Here is an 18,474-nt window from a genome sequence, read left to right on the forward strand (position 1 = left end):
CGTTTCAAGTTTCAAGTGGTTTAAAACCTGGAACTTCAAGCCTGAAACAAAAAAACTTTACCGCCGGTGTAGCTCAGGGGTAGAGTGCTTCCTTGGTAAGGAAGAGGTCACGGGTTCAAATCCCGTCATTGGCTCAAAATTGAATATTTGAACACTAATAAATATAACTAAGTTTAAAAATTAATTAAAATGGCAAAAGAAAATTTTAGTCGTACCAAGCCACACCTTAATATTGGTACGATTGGTCACGTTGACCACGGTAAAACTACATTGACTGCTGCAATCACTAAAGTATTAGCAGATGCTGGTTACTGTCAAGCAAAATCTTTCGACCAGATTGACAATGCTCCAGAGGAAAAAGAAAGAGGTATTACAATCAACACTTCTCACGTAGAATATGAAACTGCTAACCGTCACTACGCTCACGTTGACTGTCCAGGTCACGCGGATTACGTAAAGAACATGGTTACAGGTGCTGCTCAGATGGACGGTGCAATTTTGGTTGTAGCTGCTACTGATGGACCAATGCCACAAACGCGTGAGCACATCCTTTTAGGACGTCAAGTAGGTATTCCAAGAATCGTTGTGTTCATGAACAAAGTGGACATGGTTGATGATGCGGAATTATTAGAATTGGTTGAAATGGAAATCCGTGACTTGTTGTCTTTCTACGAGTATGATGGAGACAATGGTCCAGTAGTTCAAGGTTCTGCTTTAGGTGGATTGAACGGAGATCCAAACTGGGTTCCAAAAATTCTTGAATTGATGGAAGCTGTTGACTCTTGGATTGAAGAGCCAGTTCGTGACAACGCGAAGCCTTTCTTGATGCCTGTGGAAGACGTATTTACGATTACAGGTCGTGGTACTGTAGCTACAGGACGTATCGAAACAGGTGTTGCTAACACAGGTGATCCAGTGGAAATCATCGGTATGGGTGCTGACAAATTGACTTCTACTATCACAGGGGTTGAGATGTTCCGAAAAATCCTTGACCGTGGTGAGGCTGGTGACAACGTAGGTTTGTTGTTGCGTGGTATTGACAAAGCCGATATCCGTCGTGGTATGGTTATTTGTAAGCCAGGTTCTGTGAAGCCACACGCTAAATTCAAAGCTGAGGTGTATATCTTGAAAAAAGAAGAAGGTGGACGTCACACTCCATTCCACAATAACTATCGTCCACAGTTCTATGTACGTACAACTGACGTAACAGGTACTATTTCTTTACCTGCTGGTGTAGAGATGGTAATGCCTGGGGATAACTTGACAATCACTGTTGATTTGTTGAGCCCAATCGCTCTTAACGTAGGTTTACGTTTCGCTATCCGTGAGGGTGGTCGTACAGTAGGAGCAGGTCAGGTTACAGAAATCTTAGACTAATTCTAACGAATTAAAGGATATAGCCAGCAGAGTGTCTACGGATTACTCTGCTGGTTTTTAATGAAACGGGTGTAGTTCAAGGGTAGAATAGCGGTCTCCAAAACCGTTGATGGGGGTTCGAATCCCTCCACCCGTGCAAATAAGATATAATACGATGAAAGTATTTCAATATTTTTCGGAGTCTTTTGAGGAATTGAAAACCAATGTGACTTGGCCAGAATGGGCAGAAGTACAAAAGTTCACGGTTATTGTGGCGTTGTTCTCTGTAATTTTTGCTTTGGCTACGTGGGGCGTGGATGAGTTATGTTCTCGTGCCATTACTGGTTTTTTCAATTTAATTAAAGGATAATACACGTTAGTAAAATGGCTGATACGAGTGTGAAAAAGTGGTATGTAGTGCGTGCTGTAAGCGGACAGGAAAATAAAGTTAAAAACTATATTGAGACTGAGATTAACCGTTTGGGCATGGCGGATTATATTTCCCAAGTTTTGGTGCCTACTGAAAAGGTGGTTCAAATTCGTGATGGAAAAAAAATAGCTAAAGACCGTGTTTATTTTCCAGGATACGTGATGATCGAAGCCAATTTAACGGGTGAAATTCCACACATCATTAAATCGATTACCGGTGTGATTGGTTTCTTAGGAGAAGTCAAAGGAGGCGATCCTGTGCCACTTCGTCAATCAGAAGTGAATCGCATGCTTGGTAAAGTTGATGAATTGGCTATAAATGTGGATACCCAGTCGATCCCCTTCAAAACAGGAGAGACAGTTAAAGTAATCGATGGTCCTTTCAATGGGTTTAATGGAACAATTGAGAAGATCAATGAAGAAAAGCGTAAACTTGAAGTGATGGTGAAGATTTTCGGAAGAAAAACGCCATTGGAATTGAGTTTTATGCAAGTTGAAAAAGTATAATCACAATTAATTATAATCCTACATCTACGCTTCCAACTGTTAGATGTGCTAAATTTTGTAAAAAATGGCAAAAGAAATTAGTAAAGTAGTTAAACTACAAGTTAAGGGAGGTGCTGCGAATCCTTCGCCACCGGTTGGACCTGCTTTGGGAGCTGCTGGGGTTAACATCATGGAGTTTTGTAAGCAATTTAATGCGCGAACTCAAGATCAACCCGGCAAAGTGTTACCTGTACAAATTACAGTGTACAAAGACAAATCGTTTGATTTTGTCGTCAAACCTCCTCCAGCTGCGGTGCAATTAATGGATGCTGCTAAAATTAAATCGGGATCAGGGCAGCCTAACCGTAAGAAAGTAGCCAATGTCTCTTGGGATCAAATCAAAACGATTGCAGAAGACAAAATGCCTGATTTGAATTCGTTCACGATTGAATCAGCAATGAGTATGATTGCCGGTACTGCTCGTTCTATGGGTATTACCGTAACCGGGGATTCTCCGCTAAAAAAATAATGAGTTATGGCAAAATTGACGAAAAAACAAAAAGAAGCTGCCTCTAAAATCGAAAAGAATAAATTGTATTCTTTGAAAGATGCATCTGCTTTGTTGAAGCAGGTTTCTTATGCAAAATTTGATGAGTCGGTAGATATTGCTGTTCGTTTGGGCGTTGATCCTCGAAAAGCAAATCAGATGGTTCGTGGGGTAGTTACTTTACCACATGGGACAGGTAAAGATGTACGTGTGTTGGCTTTGGTTACTCCAGATAAAGAAGCTGAAGCAAAAGCAGCAGGTGCTGATTACGTAGGTTTAGACGAATTCCTTCAAAAAATTAAAGACGGTTGGACCGATGTGGATGTTATTATCACTATGCCAGCCGTTATGGGTAAATTAGGACCATTAGGGCGTATTTTAGGTCCTCGTGGTTTGATGCCTAACCCCAAAACAGGTACGGTAACTATGGAAGTAGGGAAAGCCGTTCAAGAAGTGAAAGCGGGTAAAATCGACTTCAAAGTAGACAAAACGGGTATCGTACATGCTGGAATCGGAAAAGTATCTTTTGAAGCAGACAAGATTGTCGATAACGCTCACGAAATTATTCAAACATTAATCAAATTAAAACCAACTGCAGCTAAAGGTACTTACATCAAGTCTATCCACTTGTCAAGTACAATGAGTCCTGCTATTGCTTTAGACCCTAAAGCAGTTTAATTGGGTAGTTAAAAAGTTTTATTATGACTAGAGAAGAAAAATCAATCGCGATAAAAGACTTAACTGCAAAATTAGCAGAGGCGAATATCCTTTACATTGCAGATACGTCAGGTTTAGATGCTGAAACAACATCTAACTTACGCAGAGCTTGTTTTAAAGCAGGAATCAAATTAGAAGTGGTTAAAAACACCTTGTTGGAGAAAGCGATGGAAGCTTCAGAAAACGAGTACGGTGAATTACCAACAATCCTTAAAGGAAACTCTTCTATCTTAATTGCTTCTGTAGCAAATCAACCTGCGAAAATCATCAAAGATTTCCGTAAAAAGTCGGATAAGCCTCTTTTAAAAGGTGCTTATATCAACCAAGAAATCTATATCGGTGATAACCAGTTGGATTCATTAGCAGCGTTAAAATCGAAAGAAGAAGTTATTGGAGAAATCATCGGATTACTTCAATCTCCTGCAAAACGCGTACTTTCTGCTTTGTTAAACAATGCAGAGCAAAAAGGCGAAGCTGCAGAATAATTGAACGCACTTAATAAATAAAATAAATTTAAAAACATTTTAAACGATAGAAAAAATGGCAGATTTGAAACAATTCGCAGAACAATTAGTTAACTTGACTGTTAAAGAAGTTAACGATTTAGCTACAATCTTAAAAGAGGAGTACGGTATCGAGCCTGCTGCTGCTGCAGTAGTCGTTGCTGCTGGTGGAGGTGCTGCTGATGCTGCTGAAGAGCAAACAGAATTCACCGTAGTATTGAAAGATGCTGGTGCTTCTAAGTTAGCTGTAGTTAAAGCAGTTAAAGAATTAACTGGATTGGGTCTTAAAGAAGCGAAAGATATCGTAGACGGAGCTCCATCTAACATTAAAGAAGCGGTTTCTAAAGCAGAAGCTGAAGGCTTGAAAAAAGCATTAGAAGAAGCTGGAGCTGTAGTTGAATTGAAATAATTCTATTACGGTTTAAGAATTAGGTTTAGGTCCTGAGTATGCACTCAGCGGCCTAAACCCTTTTTCGTATAATAAATTTATCTTTTTTTGATTGTGTTCATACACATTCAAATCCAAAAAAAACTATAGCCCTTACGAAGAAAGAAATAAACGGTTTTCTTGGTTTATTTTAAAAGATGTAACGGTTATTTTATTCAAGAAAAGTTACAAAATCAACGTGTTTTACACAAAAAAGTACTTTTTTTAAAAATCAAAATTTTGTCCATTGATGATAACTAATCAGACTGAAAGATTGAATTTTGCCTCGACGAAGAACATTCCACACTATCCCGATTTCTTGGATGTTCAAATTAAGTCGTTCAAAGATTTCTTCCAATTAGAAACGAAATCTGACGAAAGAGGTAACGAAGGGCTCTACAACACCTTCATGGAAAACTTTCCAATCACTGATACCAGAAATCAATTTGTGTTGGAATTCCTCGATTATTTCGTGGACCCACCGCGTTACACCATCCAGGAGTGTATTGAAAGAGGTCTAACCTACAGCGTGCCTCTAAAAGCACGTTTAAAATTATACTGTACCGATCCAGAACATGAAGATTTCGAAACGATCGTACAAGATGTGTATTTAGGAACTATTCCTTACATGACCCCTAGTGGTACTTTCGTAATTAACGGAGCTGAGCGTGTGGTTGTATCACAATTACACCGTTCACCTGGGGTATTCTTTGGACAATCGTTCCACGCCAACGGAACAAAATTATATTCTGCTCGTGTTATTCCTTTCAAAGGATCATGGATTGAGTTTGCTACCGATATCAACAACGTGATGTATGCATACATCGATCGTAAAAAGAAATTACCGGTAACAACCCTTTTCCGTGCGATTGGATTTGAACGCGATAAAGATATTTTAGAAATCTTTGACCTTGCTGAAGAAATTAAAGTATCGAAAACTGGATTGAAAAAATACGCAGGTCGTAAATTGGCTGCACGTGTTTTGAACACATGGCATGAAGACTTCGTAGATGAAGATACCGGTGAAGTAGTGTCTATTGAACGTAATGAAATTATCTTGGATCGTGATACGATTTTAGAAAAAGATAATATTGAAGAAATCATCGATGCCAATGTAAAATCGATCTTACTTCATAAAGAGGATAATAACCAAGCGGATTACGCCATTATCCACAATACGTTACAAAAAGACCCCACCAATTCTGAAAAAGAAGCCGTGGAGCATATCTACCGTCAGTTGCGTAATGCAGAACCGCCTGATGAAGAAACCGCTCGTGGTATTATCGATAAATTGTTCTTCTCGGATCAACGCTACAACTTAGGGGAAGTAGGCCGTTACCGTATGAACAAAAAATTAAACTTGGATATCCCTATGGAAAAGCAAGTGCTTACCAAAGAGGATATCATCACCATTGTGAAATATTTGATCGAATTGATCAACTCCAAAGCCGAGATTGATGATATCGACCACTTGTCCAACCGTCGTGTCCGTACGGTGGGTGAGCAACTTTCACAACAATTTGGTGTTGGTCTAGCGCGTATGGCGAGAACGATTCGTGAGCGTATGAATGTACGTGATAACGAGGTGTTTACGCCAATCGACTTGATTAATGCTAAAACCTTATCTTCTGTTATCAACTCGTTCTTTGGAACCAACCAGTTATCTCAGTTCATGGATCAAACCAATCCATTAGCCGAGATTACGCACAAACGTCGTTTATCGGCCTTAGGGCCTGGAGGACTTTCGAGAGAGCGCGCTGGTTTCGAGGTTCGTGACGTTCACTATACGCATTACGGTCGTTTATGTCCGATTGAAACCCCTGAAGGACCCAACATCGGTTTGATTTCTTCGTTAGGAGTTTTCGCCAAAGTGAACGGTATGGGATTCATTGAAACACCGTATCGTAAAGTTGAAAACGGTAAAGTTGATTTAGTTTCAGAGCCGATTTACCTAAGTGCCGAAGAGGAAGAAGGTAAATTGATTGCTCAGGCCAATATCGAAATGAACGATAATGGAATGATTACTGCTGAAAAAGTTATTGCTCGTGAAGAGGGTGACTTCCCTGTAGTAGAACCTACCGTTGTTCATTATACTGATGTGGCTCCTAACCAGATTGCCTCGATTTCAGCATCGTTGATTCCGTTCTTGGAACACGATGACGCGAACCGTGCGTTGATGGGATCCAACATGATGCGTCAGGCAGTACCACTTTTACGTCCTGAATCACCTATCGTTGGAACAGGATTAGAGCGTCAAGTGGCTTCCGATTCTCGTGTATTGATCAATGCAGAAGGAAACGGTGTAGTTGAGTATGTGGATGCAGACAAAATCACGATCAAATATGACCGTACGGAAGAAGAGCGCATGGTAAGCTTTGATACCGATGATAAAACCTATCAGTTGATTAAGTTTAGAAAAACCAACCAAAGTACCTGTATCAACTTAAAACCTATCGTTCGTAAAGGCGATCGCGTTGTAAAAGGACAAGTGCTTTGTGAAGGATACGCAACGCAAGCGGGAGAATTAGCTATCGGACGTAACTTGAAAGTAGCGTTTATGCCATGGAAAGGGTACAACTTTGAGGATGCGATTGTAATTTCTGAAAAAGTAGTACGCGACGATATCTTTACTTCTATCCACATCGATGACTATTCGTTGGAAGTTCGTGATACCAAATTAGGGAACGAAGAATTGACCAATGATATTCCAAACGTTTCAGAAGAAGCAACGAAAGATTTGGACGAAAACGGTATGATCCGTATCGGAGCCGAAGTGAAGCCTGGTGATATTTTGATTGGTAAGATTACCCCCAAAGGAGAATCGGATCCAACGCCAGAAGAAAAATTACTTCGCGCGATTTTCGGTGATAAAGCCGGAGATGTAAAAGATGCATCATTAAAAGCTTCCCCTTCTTTAAGTGGTGTGGTTTTAGATAAAAAATTATTTGCTCGTGCGGTGAAAGATAAACGTAAGCGTACGAAAGATAAAGACGATTTGACAGCATTAGAAATGGAATTCGAAGTGCGTTTCGTTGAATTGAAAGATAAATTGGTGGAGAAATTATTCGCTATCGTTGATGGGAAAACATCCCAAGGGGTAATGAATGATTTGGGTGAAGAAGTGTTGCCAAAAGGGAAGAAGTATACAAAGAAAATGCTTCAAGCTGTAGAAGATTTTGCCCACTTGACCAAAGGACAATGGGTGGCGGATGAAGACACAAACCGTTTGGTAAACGACTTAATCCACAACTATAAAATCAAATTAAACGACCTTCAAGGGGCGTTACGTCGTGAGAAATTTACCATTACAGTAGGTGACGAGTTACCAGCAGGTATCTTAAAGTTGGCTAAAGTATATATTGCGAAGAAACGTAAATTGAAAGTAGGAGATAAGATGGCAGGTCGCCACGGTAACAAAGGGATCGTAGCGCGTATCGTTCGCCAAGAAGATATGCCATTCTTAGAAGATGGAACACCTGTGGATATCGTATTGAATCCGCTAGGGGTACCTTCGCGTATGAACATCGGTCAGATTTATGAAACCGTATTAGGTTGGGCTGGATTAAAATTAGGGAAGAAATTTGCGACCCCAATTTTTGACGGTGCTACCTTAGACCAAATCAATGCATTAACAGATGAAGCGGGTATCCCACGTTTCGGTCATACGTATTTGTATGATGGAGGTACAGGAGAGCGTTTCCACCAACCGGCTACGGTAGGGGTAATCTATATGCTGAAATTAGGTCACATGGTGGATGACAAAATGCACGCACGTTCGATCGGTCCATACTCCTTGATTACGCAACAACCGTTAGGAGGTAAAGCTCAATTCGGTGGTCAGCGTTTTGGAGAGATGGAGGTTTGGGCACTTGAAGCCTACGGTGCATCAAGTACCTTACGTGAAATCTTGACGGTTAAATCGGATGACGTTATTGGTAGAGCTAAAACTTACGAAGCTATCGTTAAGGGTGAAGCGATGCCAGAACCAGGATTGCCTGAATCATTCAATGTATTAATGCATGAATTGAAAGGTCTTGGATTAGACATCAGATTAGAAGAATAATATCAGTACCGGAAGGCCGATGCTGAGTAGTATCGGCCCCGTTAACTGTAACTATTTTAAAAACGACTAAGATGAACAATAGAAATAAAGATAAAAATACCATTAAACGATTTGATAAAATCACAATCGGACTTGCGTCTCCAGAATCGATTTTGGCAGAATCAAGAGGTGAGGTTTTAAAGCCTGAAACCATCAATTACCGTACCCACAAACCTGAACGTGACGGGTTGTTCTGTGAGCGTATCTTCGGACCCGTAAAGGATTTCGAATGTGCTTGTGGAAAATACAAACGCATCCGTTACAAAGGCATCGTGTGTGACCGTTGTGGGGTGGAAGTGACCGAGAAAAAAGTACGTCGTGACCGTGTGGGTCATATCAACTTAGTAGTGCCTATCGCACACATTTGGTATTTCCGTTCGTTGCCCAACAAAATTGGTTATATCCTTGGATTACCTTCCAAAAAATTGGATATGATCATCTACTACGAGCGTTATGTGGTGATTCAAGCCGGTATCGCTAAAAATGTAGATGGCGAACCCTTACAAAAATTAGATTTCTTAACGGAAGAGGAGTATTTGAATATTTTGGATACCCTTCCAATGGAGAACCAATATTTAGACGATGCCGATCCAAATAAATTCATTGCCAAAATGGGTGCTGAATGTATTATGGACTTGTTAGCACGTACGGATTTGGATGCATTGTCCTACGAATTACGTCACTCTGCCAATAATGAAACATCGAAACAACGTAAAACAGAAGCGTTAAAACGTCTTCAAGTAGTGGAGTCCTTCCGTGATTCTAACTTGAACCGCGAGAACCGTCCAGAATGGATGATCTTGAAAGTAATTCCAGTTATTCCACCAGAATTACGTCCGTTGGTGCCACTAGATGGTGGTCGTTTTGCAACTTCCGATTTGAATGACTTGTACCGTCGTGTGATTATCCGTAACAACCGTTTAAAACGTTTGATGGAAATTAAAGCGCCTGAGGTCATCTTACGTAACGAAAAGCGTATGTTGCAAGAAGCGGTGGATTCTTTATTCGATAATACACGTAAAGCGTCTGCTGTTAAAACGGAGTCTAACCGTCCATTGAAATCCCTTTCAGATTCCTTGAAAGGGAAACAAGGTCGTTTCCGTCAAAACTTATTGGGGAAACGTGTGGATTATTCAGCACGTTCGGTAATTGTTGTTGGACCTGAATTGAAAATGTACGAATGTGGTTTGCCAAAAGATATGGCAGCTGAATTGTACAAACCATTCGTTATCCGCAAGTTGATTGAGCGTGGTATCGTGAAAACGGTTAAATCGGCAAAGAAAATCATCGATAAAAAAGAACCCGTAGTATGGGATATCCTTGAAAACGTAATCAAAGGTCACCCTGTATTACTGAACCGTGCTCCTACTTTGCACCGTTTGGGGATTCAAGCCTTTCAGCCGAAATTGATTGAAGGTAAAGCGATTCAGTTGCACCCGTTAACTTGTACGGCGTTTAATGCCGACTTTGACGGGGACCAGATGGCGGTTCACTTGCCATTAGGACCCGAAGCTATTTTGGAAGCTCAATTGTTAATGTTGGCTTCGCACAATATCTTGAACCCTGCTAATGGTGCGCCCATCACCGTTCCTTCTCAGGACATGGTACTTGGTTTATATTACATGACAAAAGAACGTTTGTCTACTCCTGAATTGCAAATTAAAGGAGAAGGATTGACATTTTATTCGGCTCAAGAAGTAAATATTGCCTTGAATGAAGGCCGTTTAGAACTAAATGCTCGCGTTAAAATCAGAACCAAAGATTTCAACGAAAATGGCGAATTAGTTTACAAAATCATCCAAACCACTGCGGGACGTGTATTATTCAACGAAGTAGTGCCTGAAGCGGCTGGATACATCAATGAAGTCTTAACGAAAAAATCGTTACGTGATATTATTGGTAAAATTTTAGCCACTACGAATGTACCTACTACGGCTGCATTCTTGGATGATATTAAAGATATGGGGTATAAATTCGCCTTCCAAGGTGGTTTATCCTTCTCATTAGGAGATATTAAAGTTCCAGAGAAAAAAGACGAATTGATTGCCGATGCACGCGAGCAAGTGGATGGTATTACTATGAACTATAACATGGGTCTTATCACCAACAACGAGCGTTACAATCAGGTAATCGACGTATGGACTTCAACCAATGCTTTATTGACCGAATTGGCAATGAAGAATATCCGTGAAGACCAACAAGGATTCAACTCGGTATACATGATGTTGGATTCTGGAGCACGTGGTTCGAAAGAGCAAATCCGTCAGTTAACCGGTATGCGTGGTTTGATGGCGAAGCCGAAAAAATCAACGGCAGGTGGAGGAGAGATTATCGAAAACCCGATTCTTTCCAACTTTAAAGAAGGTCTTTCGATTTTGGAATACTTCATCTCTACGCACGGTGCGCGTAAAGGTCTTGCCGATACGGCGTTGAAAACAGCGGATGCGGGTTACTTAACGCGTCGTCTACACGATGTATCGCAAGATGTAATTGTGAACTCTGTTGACTGTGGTACCTTGCGCGGCATTGAAGTTACTGCTTTGAAGAAAAACGAAGAAGTAGTGGAAACACTTGGTGAGCGTATCTTAGGACGTGTAACCTTGCAAGATGTAGTAAATCCGTTGACGTCACAAGTGATCATTGCCGCAGGTGAGGAAATCACTGAAGCAGTAGTTCGTGAAATCGAAGAATCACCAATCGAAAGAGTAGAGGTGCGTTCTCCATTAACGTGTGAGGCTACTAAAGGAATCTGTGCGAAATGTTACGGTAGAAACTTAGCCACCGGTAAAATGACCCAAAAAGGGGAAGCGGTTGGAGTTATTGCCGCACAGTCGATCGGGGAGCCTGGTACTCAGTTGACACTTCGTACGTTCCACGTCGGAGGGGTTGCAGGAGGTGTTTCTGAAGAATCATCTATTGTAGCACGTTTCGGTGGACGTCTTGAAATTGAAGACTTAAAAACTGTTAAAGGGGAAGATACCGAAGGTAATGAAGTAGATATCGTTATCTCACGTTCAACCGAATTAAAATTAGTCGAAGCTACAACAGGTATCGTATTAAATACACATAACATTCCGTATGGTTCGAGTATATTCGTGAAAGACGGCGATGTGGTTGAAAAAGGAACAACTTTGTGTAAATGGGATCCCTATAACGGGGTAATTGTTTCTGAATTTACGGGTAAAATTGCCTACGAAGATTTAGAACAAGGACAAACGTTCCAAGTTGAAATCGACGAACAAACTGGATTCCAAGAGAAAGTAATTTCAGAAGGGAGAAACAAGAAATTGATTCCAACCTTATTGATTTACGGAAAAGACGGCGAATTGATTCGTTCGTACAACTTACCCGTAGGGGCACACCTTATGGTAGAAGATGGCGAGAAAATTAAAGCGGGTAAAATCTTGGTAAAGATTCCACGTCGTTCTTCGAAAGCAGGCGATATCACAGGAGGTCTTCCACGTATTACCGAGTTGTTAGAGGCTCGTAATCCATCGAATCCAGCTGTGGTTTCTGAAATTGACGGGGTAGTATCTTTTGGTAAAATCAAACGCGGTAACCGTGAGATAATCATCGAATCAAAGTTTGGTGAAATCCGTAAATACTTAGTGAAATTATCAAGTCAGATTTTGGTACAAGAAAATGACTTCGTAAAAGCAGGTATGCCCTTGTCGGATGGTGCCATTACTCCTGAAGATATTTTACGTATTCAAGGACCTTCTGCGGTGCAACAATACTTGGTGAATGAAATCCAAGAAGTGTACCGTTTACAAGGGGTGAAAATCAATGACAAACACTTTGAAGTGGTGATTCGTCAAATGATGCGTAAAGTACAAATTGAAGATCCAGGAGATACTTTATTCTTGGAAGAGCAATTGGTACATACAAGTGATTTCATGATTGAAAACGACAAGTTATACGGAATGAAAGTGGTTGAAGATGCAGGCGATTCCGAAAATCTAAAACCTGGACAAATTGTGAGTCCACGTGATCTTCGCGATGAGAATTCTGTGTTGAAACGCAATGATAAAAACTTGGTAGTGGCTCGTGATGCGGTTATGGCTACCGCTACGCCTGTACTTCAAGGAATCACTCGTGCTTCGTTGCAAACCAAATCCTTCATATCGGCGGCTTCGTTCCAGGAGACCACCAAAGTATTGAATGAAGCGGCCGTAGCGGGTAAAGTAGATAACCTAGAAGGTTTGAAAGAAAACGTTATTGTAGGGCACCGAATTCCAGCAGGTACCGGTATGCGCGATTACGATCATATAATTGTAGGGTCGAAAGACGATTACAATGAGTTAATGGCCAACAAAGAAGAATACGTTTACTAGTCATGAGCGAAGAATTGCAACCCGGACAAATCAACATTGAGTTGGATGAAAAAACGGCAGAAGGGATTTACTCCAATTTAGCCATCATCAATCATTCACCCTCTGAGTTTGTATTGGATTTTGTGACCATCATGCCTGGTGTGCCTAAATCCAAAGTGAAGTCCAGAATTATTCTGACCCCACAACACGCCAAACGTTTCTTAAATGCCTTGGCCGAAAACATTCACCGTTTTGAAGCCGCTCATGGTGTGATCAAAGAGACCGATGTTCCTCCCGTCCCGTTGAATTTCGGGCCGACAGGACAAGCATAAAAAAATGTAAGAAACTCCGCTATCTTCAGCGGAGTTTTTTTTATGAAAAAAACTAAAATAACCGATTAAAACCCAATATATCCGATAAAAGAGTTAGCTGGGGAATGTTAACAAAAAGCTAACATAAAATGACAGTTTTCAGGGGTTTAGTTTTTAATTTTGGACAAAATCAACATCAAAAAATTATGTGTAAAAATCTACATTTAGGTCTTAAGTTTAAGATTCTGATTTGTTTTGTAACACTTTTATTTACAAAGCAATCAATTGCGCAGACATATTATCCAATGTCGTCTGGTAATTATTCAGAAACTTTTACAAACTGGATATCTCCAACAACGGGTACGAATTGGTCCTCAGTTGGAGTGCTTAGTACAGGAACAATACCTGTTGCTACAAGAACAACAGTAAGTTCTGCTACGTTTACTAGCGGAACTTCAGGTGGGGTTCAAAATGGTTCTACAAACATACAGTTTTTGTCAACAGGTGCAACATCCAACTCCAATGCTGTAGCATTGGATTTAAATTTAAATTTTTCAGGAAGAAATGCGGGTAATTTAAGTTTTAATGCAGCCACAGTCAACAATGGTACAGGTGACCGAATTGCCTCATTGAAAGTATATTATTCAATTGATGGTACAAATTGGGCTGAATTGACAGGTACAAATTTACCTTATGTGGCCACCAATAATGTTGCAGGAAGTGCAACAATCAATATTGCCTTGCCAGCTGTTTTAAACAATCAATCTGCCGTTAAGTTGCGGTTTTATAATTATAATGGTACTGCTGCTGGTACTTCAGGAAGTAGACCGAAAATAAGTATTGATAACGTTTCAGTTACTTCTACAAGTTCTGCTTCTATTACAACAACTGGTACACTTTCGGCATTAAGTACGGTATATGGAACTGCATCAAGTGAAACATCATTCACTGTGGCTGGATCTGGATTGTCAAATGATTTAAATATTGTTGCACCTAGTGGTTTTCAGGTCTCTACTACTTCAGGTTCTGGTTTTTCAACTTCATTATCGATAACTCCATCTTCAGGTAATGTAGCTTCGACTACGATTTATGTGCGCCTTGCTTCAGCGGCAACAGTCGCTGGTTCTCCATATTCAGGAAATATTGAATGTACTAGCACAGGGGCGACAACACAAAATGTTGCTACGATTTCTAGTACAGTATCAAAAGCGACACTAACGGTAACAGCCAACAATCAATCCGTCGCTTTTGGAACCCCTGTTGCGACAGTTATTGCAGCGGGCTCGTATACGGCTTCAGGATTTGTCAATGGTGAAAATGCATCGGTTATTTCGGGAACGGCATCGTATACGACTACCTATACAGACACAACCCCAGCGGGTACCCCAGGGGTAACGATTACACCTAATGTGAGTGGCTTGACTGCAACTAATTATACGTTTACGCCTGCCGATGGTACCATTACCATTACTTCGTCACCCGTGCCTTCGATTACCAGTGCTTTGACGGCTTCGGCTACCTATGGAACTTCATTTACCTATCAAATTACAGCCGATAACGCTCCAACGTCATTCAATGCGGTTGATTTGCCTGCTGGTTTAACTGTAAATACAACCACTGGAGAAATTAGTGGTACGCCCACAGCAGCTCCTGGCACCTATTCCATAGGATTAGTTGCTACAAACGCTGGAGGTGATGGCACGGCTACCTTAAGCTTATCGATTGCTGCAAAAGGGTTAACTATTGATGGTATTGCGGCCGTAGATCGTGAATACAATGGATTAACTTCGGTGGCCTTCACCGGCGGAACCTTAAACGGTGTTTTTGGTTCAGATTCAGTTTCGTTTACTGGAACGGCCTCGGTAACTACAAAAACTGCTGCAGCCAACAAACCCGTAACGTTTGCGCTTACTTTAAATGGGGCACAAGCAGGGAATTATTCGTTAACACAACCTACGGGAGTTACAGTATCGATTGCAACAAAGACATTGACTGTAAATGGCGCTACGGCTCAAAATAAAGTTTTTGATGGCAATATCAATGCGGTTATTACGGGAACTTTGAACGGCGTAATTGGTGGCGATACGGTAACGTTCAACGGAACAGGAACATTTGCTTCTTCGGCTGTTGGGAATAATATCGCTGTAACTTCTACGGCTACCCTTGGGGGTGTTGATGCTCCCAATTACACACTAACACAACCCACAGGATTAACGGCGAATATTACGCCTGCTGTGGTAGCGTTACTACAATGGAATACAACAGGTAATGTAGGAGATGAAAGAAGTGAGCCATCTGTTGCCAATAATGCTAATGTAAGTTCTTCAAGTTTATCATTGTCTGGAAGTGCTGTGAATGTTGGAAGTCCTGCGACTAATCAAAATCGTTTTGGGGGTAACAACTGGTCTCCTAACTCCAGTACAGGTGCAGCGACTACACTTTCACAGGCTGTTTCTTCCAATTACTACATTGAGTTTACGTTGACACCAGCCTCAGGATATATTGTAACTCCTACTTCCTTATCATTTATTTGGGATCGTTCAAACACAGGTCCTAATGGCTTAACGCTACGCTCCTCTGTTGATGGTTTTACCAACAACATTGGTTCTGTTTCAGGATTGGCAACATCCAATACTTCAAATTTTACCACACTTACAATTTCTGGAGTTTCAGATTTAACAGGAACAACTACTTTTAGATTGTATGGGACTGGTGCAACTGCTACAGGAGGAACAGGTGGTTTTGATACAGTCGCTGCTGCTGTTCAGCCCAACGTTGTACTTAATGGTTTCACTTCCTTGGCACCTGCACCTTCAATCACCACCACAGGTACCCCTGTTGCGCTAACTACCGAATATGGAACGGCATCTTCCGAAACATCTTTTACCGTTTCAGCTACATTCTTGCAAAGTGCCATCACGGTTACTGCTCCGGCTGGCTTTGAAGTGTCTGCTACTTCTGGTTCAGGATTTGGTGCTACGGCTACGATTGGTGCTGTTGGTAACATTACCAATGTGCCTGTGTATGTTCGTTTGGCCGCCAATGCTCCGGTTGCGGGTTCGCCTTACAGTGGAGACATTGTATTGACGAGTACTAATGCAACTCCTGTCAATGTGGCTACAACTTCAAGTACGGTTACAGCTAAGAATTTAACCATCACGGGTATTGCTATTGCCAACAAACTTTTTGATGGAAATACCGATGCTACAATCACAGGAACCCCTTCTTTGGTAGGTGTGGTTACTGGTGATGAAGCGAATGTTGTGTTGGGCGGAACTCCTGTCGCTACCTTCACATCCTCAGCCGTTGGAACCGATATTCCTGTTACGGTATCAGGGTATACCCTTTCAGGAAGCGCCTCTTCGAATTACAGTTTAACACAACCCGCCGGTTTGGTTGCTGATATTACCTCAGAGCCTACTCCTGTAATCACTAGTGCTTTAACCGCCAATGGTACTTATGGAACGGCTTTCAGTTATACAATTACCGCTTCGAATGCTCCAACTTCATTTAATGCCCTTAACTTGCCTTCGGGTTTAACTGTAGATACGGTAACGGGAGAAATTTCAGGAACCATAACTGCTGTTCCTGGAAATTATACCATTACCTTAGAAGCCATCAATGGTGGAGGTTCAGGTACGGCGTCATTAGTACTTACTATGGCTCCTAAAACGCTTACTGTTAATGGGCTTTCAGTAAATGATAAAGAATACAACGGAAATGTTATTGCTACCACTACAGGTGGAATTTTAAATGGAATTTTCAGCACAGACGTAGTTTCTTTTTCGGCTACGGCAACTTTCGCTAATAAAGTAGTGGGTGTTGCAAAACCTGTAGCCGTTGTACTTACTTTAAACGGGGCTGATGCGAGTAAATATGTTGTGACTCCTCTGACAGGATTAACGGCTTCTGTTACCGCTAAAAATCTTACGATTACTGGAGCTGCGGCTCAAAACAAACCTTTTGATGGTACCACTGCAGCGACCATAACAGGAACGCTTACAGGTGTTGTTTCTGGGGATAGTGTAACTTTAGTGGGGACAGGAGTATTTGCTTCTGCGGCACAAGGTACGGGTATTCCTGTGACATCTACAGCTACTTTGGCGGGAACTGATGCTGGAAATTATACCTTAACACAACCCACAGGTTTGAGTGCCAACATTACCCAACCTATATTGTATTTGAATCAGTTTACGGGTGCTGCTGCTTGTCCTACAAACGGAAATGTTCCCGTGGTTTCAAGTAATGCAACAGGTACTCCTTTGACCCGCAGTACAATTGCTTGTACTAACGCTGCAAACGTGTTTAATTCAAATACTTTGAATGCAACAGCTACTGTAAATTCAAACTCTTACATCGAGTTTTCTATTACCGCTAATTCAGGAAAAGTGTTAAATGTTCAAGCGTTGTCATTTTTTAGACAAGCCAGTAACACGGCTCCTAATCAAATAGAAGTACGCTACAGTACCGATGGTTTTGCGACCTTTACAACTTGGACTGGTGCGCCTTTAACTCCAACTTCTGGTAGCGTAGCAACTTGGAATTTCCCAGATTTTGAAACCGAGTCAGTAGTTTTCAGAATTTATCCCTACGGAACCCAACGTGCCGATTTAGGGGCAGGAGCTGCTTCTAGTACAGGTTCTTTCCGATTGGATGATGTTACCGTTATAGGAATAGCCACTGATCCAACGCCACCAACCGCCTCTGTGATCACTGGAACAACTTCAGTATGTGATGGTGATAGTGCAGTTATTGCTGTAAATATTACAGGTGGTAAAAGTCCTTATACTTTGGTTTATACTGATGGAACGACCAACTTTACCGAAACAAATTATGTTTCAGGAACGAACATCGTAGTTTCTCCAACAGCCACTACAACCTATACTTTAGTTTCTGTTACCGATGCCAATGCTTTAGTAGGCACAGGTAATTCAGGTGCTGCTACCATTACTATCCTCTCTAATCAGGCCTATTATTTGGATGCGGATAATGATGGGTTTGGAGCAGGTACGGTTGCATTCAACTCTTGTTTCCCTATTGCTGGATATGTAACGAATAACGCTGACTGTAATGATACAAACGCTTCAATTCGTCCTGGAGCTATTGATGTATGTTACGATGGTTTGGATAACGATTGTAATGGCAATATTGACAACGTTGGTTCACCTGGAGGATGTACGCCTATTGTGAGTACGATTCCAACAGCAACCTGTGGAACTGAAGTGGCTTACGGAGGTATTGTTTACTCAAGTTTAGTATCGGGTGCTCAAGGGTACCGTTTCC

Annotated in this window: 11 protein-coding genes and 2 tRNA genes; all 13 read left to right on the forward strand. The window is 41.3% G+C overall.

From position 1 onward, the window contains the following. The first annotated feature begins 62 nt into the window (after positions 1 to 62). A tRNA-Thr gene (locus Q0037_RS00290) sits at positions 63 to 134 on the forward strand. A gap of 55 nt (positions 135 to 189) precedes the next feature. Then, on the forward strand, positions 190 to 1,377 hold the full coding sequence (gene tuf / locus Q0037_RS00295; RefSeq protein ID WP_073364257.1) for an elongation factor Tu: 1,188 nt from the start codon (positions 190 to 192) through the stop codon (positions 1,375 to 1,377). A gap of 65 nt (positions 1,378 to 1,442) precedes the next feature. After that, positions 1,443 to 1,513: transfer RNA gene (locus tag Q0037_RS00300), tRNA-Trp, on the forward strand. 18 nt (positions 1,514 to 1,531) lie between these two features. Further along, positions 1,532 to 1,726, forward strand: a complete 195-nt coding sequence (secE, locus tag Q0037_RS00305; RefSeq protein WP_073364260.1) for a preprotein translocase subunit SecE — start codon at positions 1,532 to 1,534, stop codon at positions 1,724 to 1,726. A gap of 14 nt (positions 1,727 to 1,740) precedes the next feature. Next, a complete protein-coding gene (gene nusG, locus Q0037_RS00310; RefSeq protein WP_297513654.1) occupies positions 1,741 to 2,292 on the forward strand; it encodes a transcription termination/antitermination protein NusG in 552 nt (183 codons plus the stop codon). Between the two features lie 64 nt (positions 2,293 to 2,356). After that, entirely contained in the window at positions 2,357 to 2,800 is a 444-nt protein-coding gene (rplK, locus tag Q0037_RS00315) for a 50S ribosomal protein L11 (RefSeq protein ID WP_297513658.1), read from the forward strand. 6 nt (positions 2,801 to 2,806) lie between these two features. Continuing rightward, positions 2,807 to 3,496 (forward strand): 50S ribosomal protein L1, encoded by a 690-nt coding sequence (rplA, locus tag Q0037_RS00320; RefSeq protein ID WP_297513661.1) that lies wholly within the window; start codon positions 2,807 to 2,809, stop codon positions 3,494 to 3,496. A gap of 23 nt (positions 3,497 to 3,519) precedes the next feature. Further along, positions 3,520 to 4,020 carry a 50S ribosomal protein L10 gene (rplJ, locus tag Q0037_RS00325; protein WP_073364270.1) on the forward strand — a complete coding sequence of 167 codons (501 nt, stop codon included), beginning with the start codon at positions 3,520 to 3,522 and terminating at the stop codon, positions 4,018 to 4,020. 55 nt (positions 4,021 to 4,075) lie between these two features. Next, on the forward strand, positions 4,076 to 4,447 hold the full coding sequence (gene rplL, locus Q0037_RS00330) for a 50S ribosomal protein L7/L12 (protein ID WP_287781354.1): 372 nt from the start codon (positions 4,076 to 4,078) through the stop codon (positions 4,445 to 4,447). A gap of 268 nt (positions 4,448 to 4,715) precedes the next feature. After that, positions 4,716 to 8,528: a DNA-directed RNA polymerase subunit beta gene (gene rpoB, locus Q0037_RS00335; RefSeq protein ID WP_297513668.1), complete on the forward strand. Its 3,813-nt coding sequence runs from the start codon at positions 4,716 to 4,718 to the stop codon at positions 8,526 to 8,528. 71 nt (positions 8,529 to 8,599) lie between these two features. Continuing rightward, a complete protein-coding gene (gene rpoC / locus Q0037_RS00340; protein WP_297513671.1) occupies positions 8,600 to 12,901 on the forward strand; it encodes a DNA-directed RNA polymerase subunit beta' in 4,302 nt (1,433 codons plus the stop codon). 2 nt (positions 12,902 to 12,903) lie between these two features. After that, on the forward strand, positions 12,904 to 13,212 hold the full coding sequence (locus Q0037_RS00345) for a DUF3467 domain-containing protein (protein ID WP_287781349.1): 309 nt from the start codon (positions 12,904 to 12,906) through the stop codon (positions 13,210 to 13,212). Positions 13,213 to 13,496: 284 nt separating this feature from the next. Then, positions 13,497 to 18,474: YDG domain-containing protein (locus tag Q0037_RS00350; protein WP_297513675.1), on the forward strand; the 4,978-nt coding region annotated here is incomplete at its 3' end.

Source organism: Flavobacterium sp. (assembly GCF_027482425.1).
Classification (GTDB): domain Bacteria; phylum Bacteroidota; class Bacteroidia; order Flavobacteriales; family Flavobacteriaceae; genus Flavobacterium.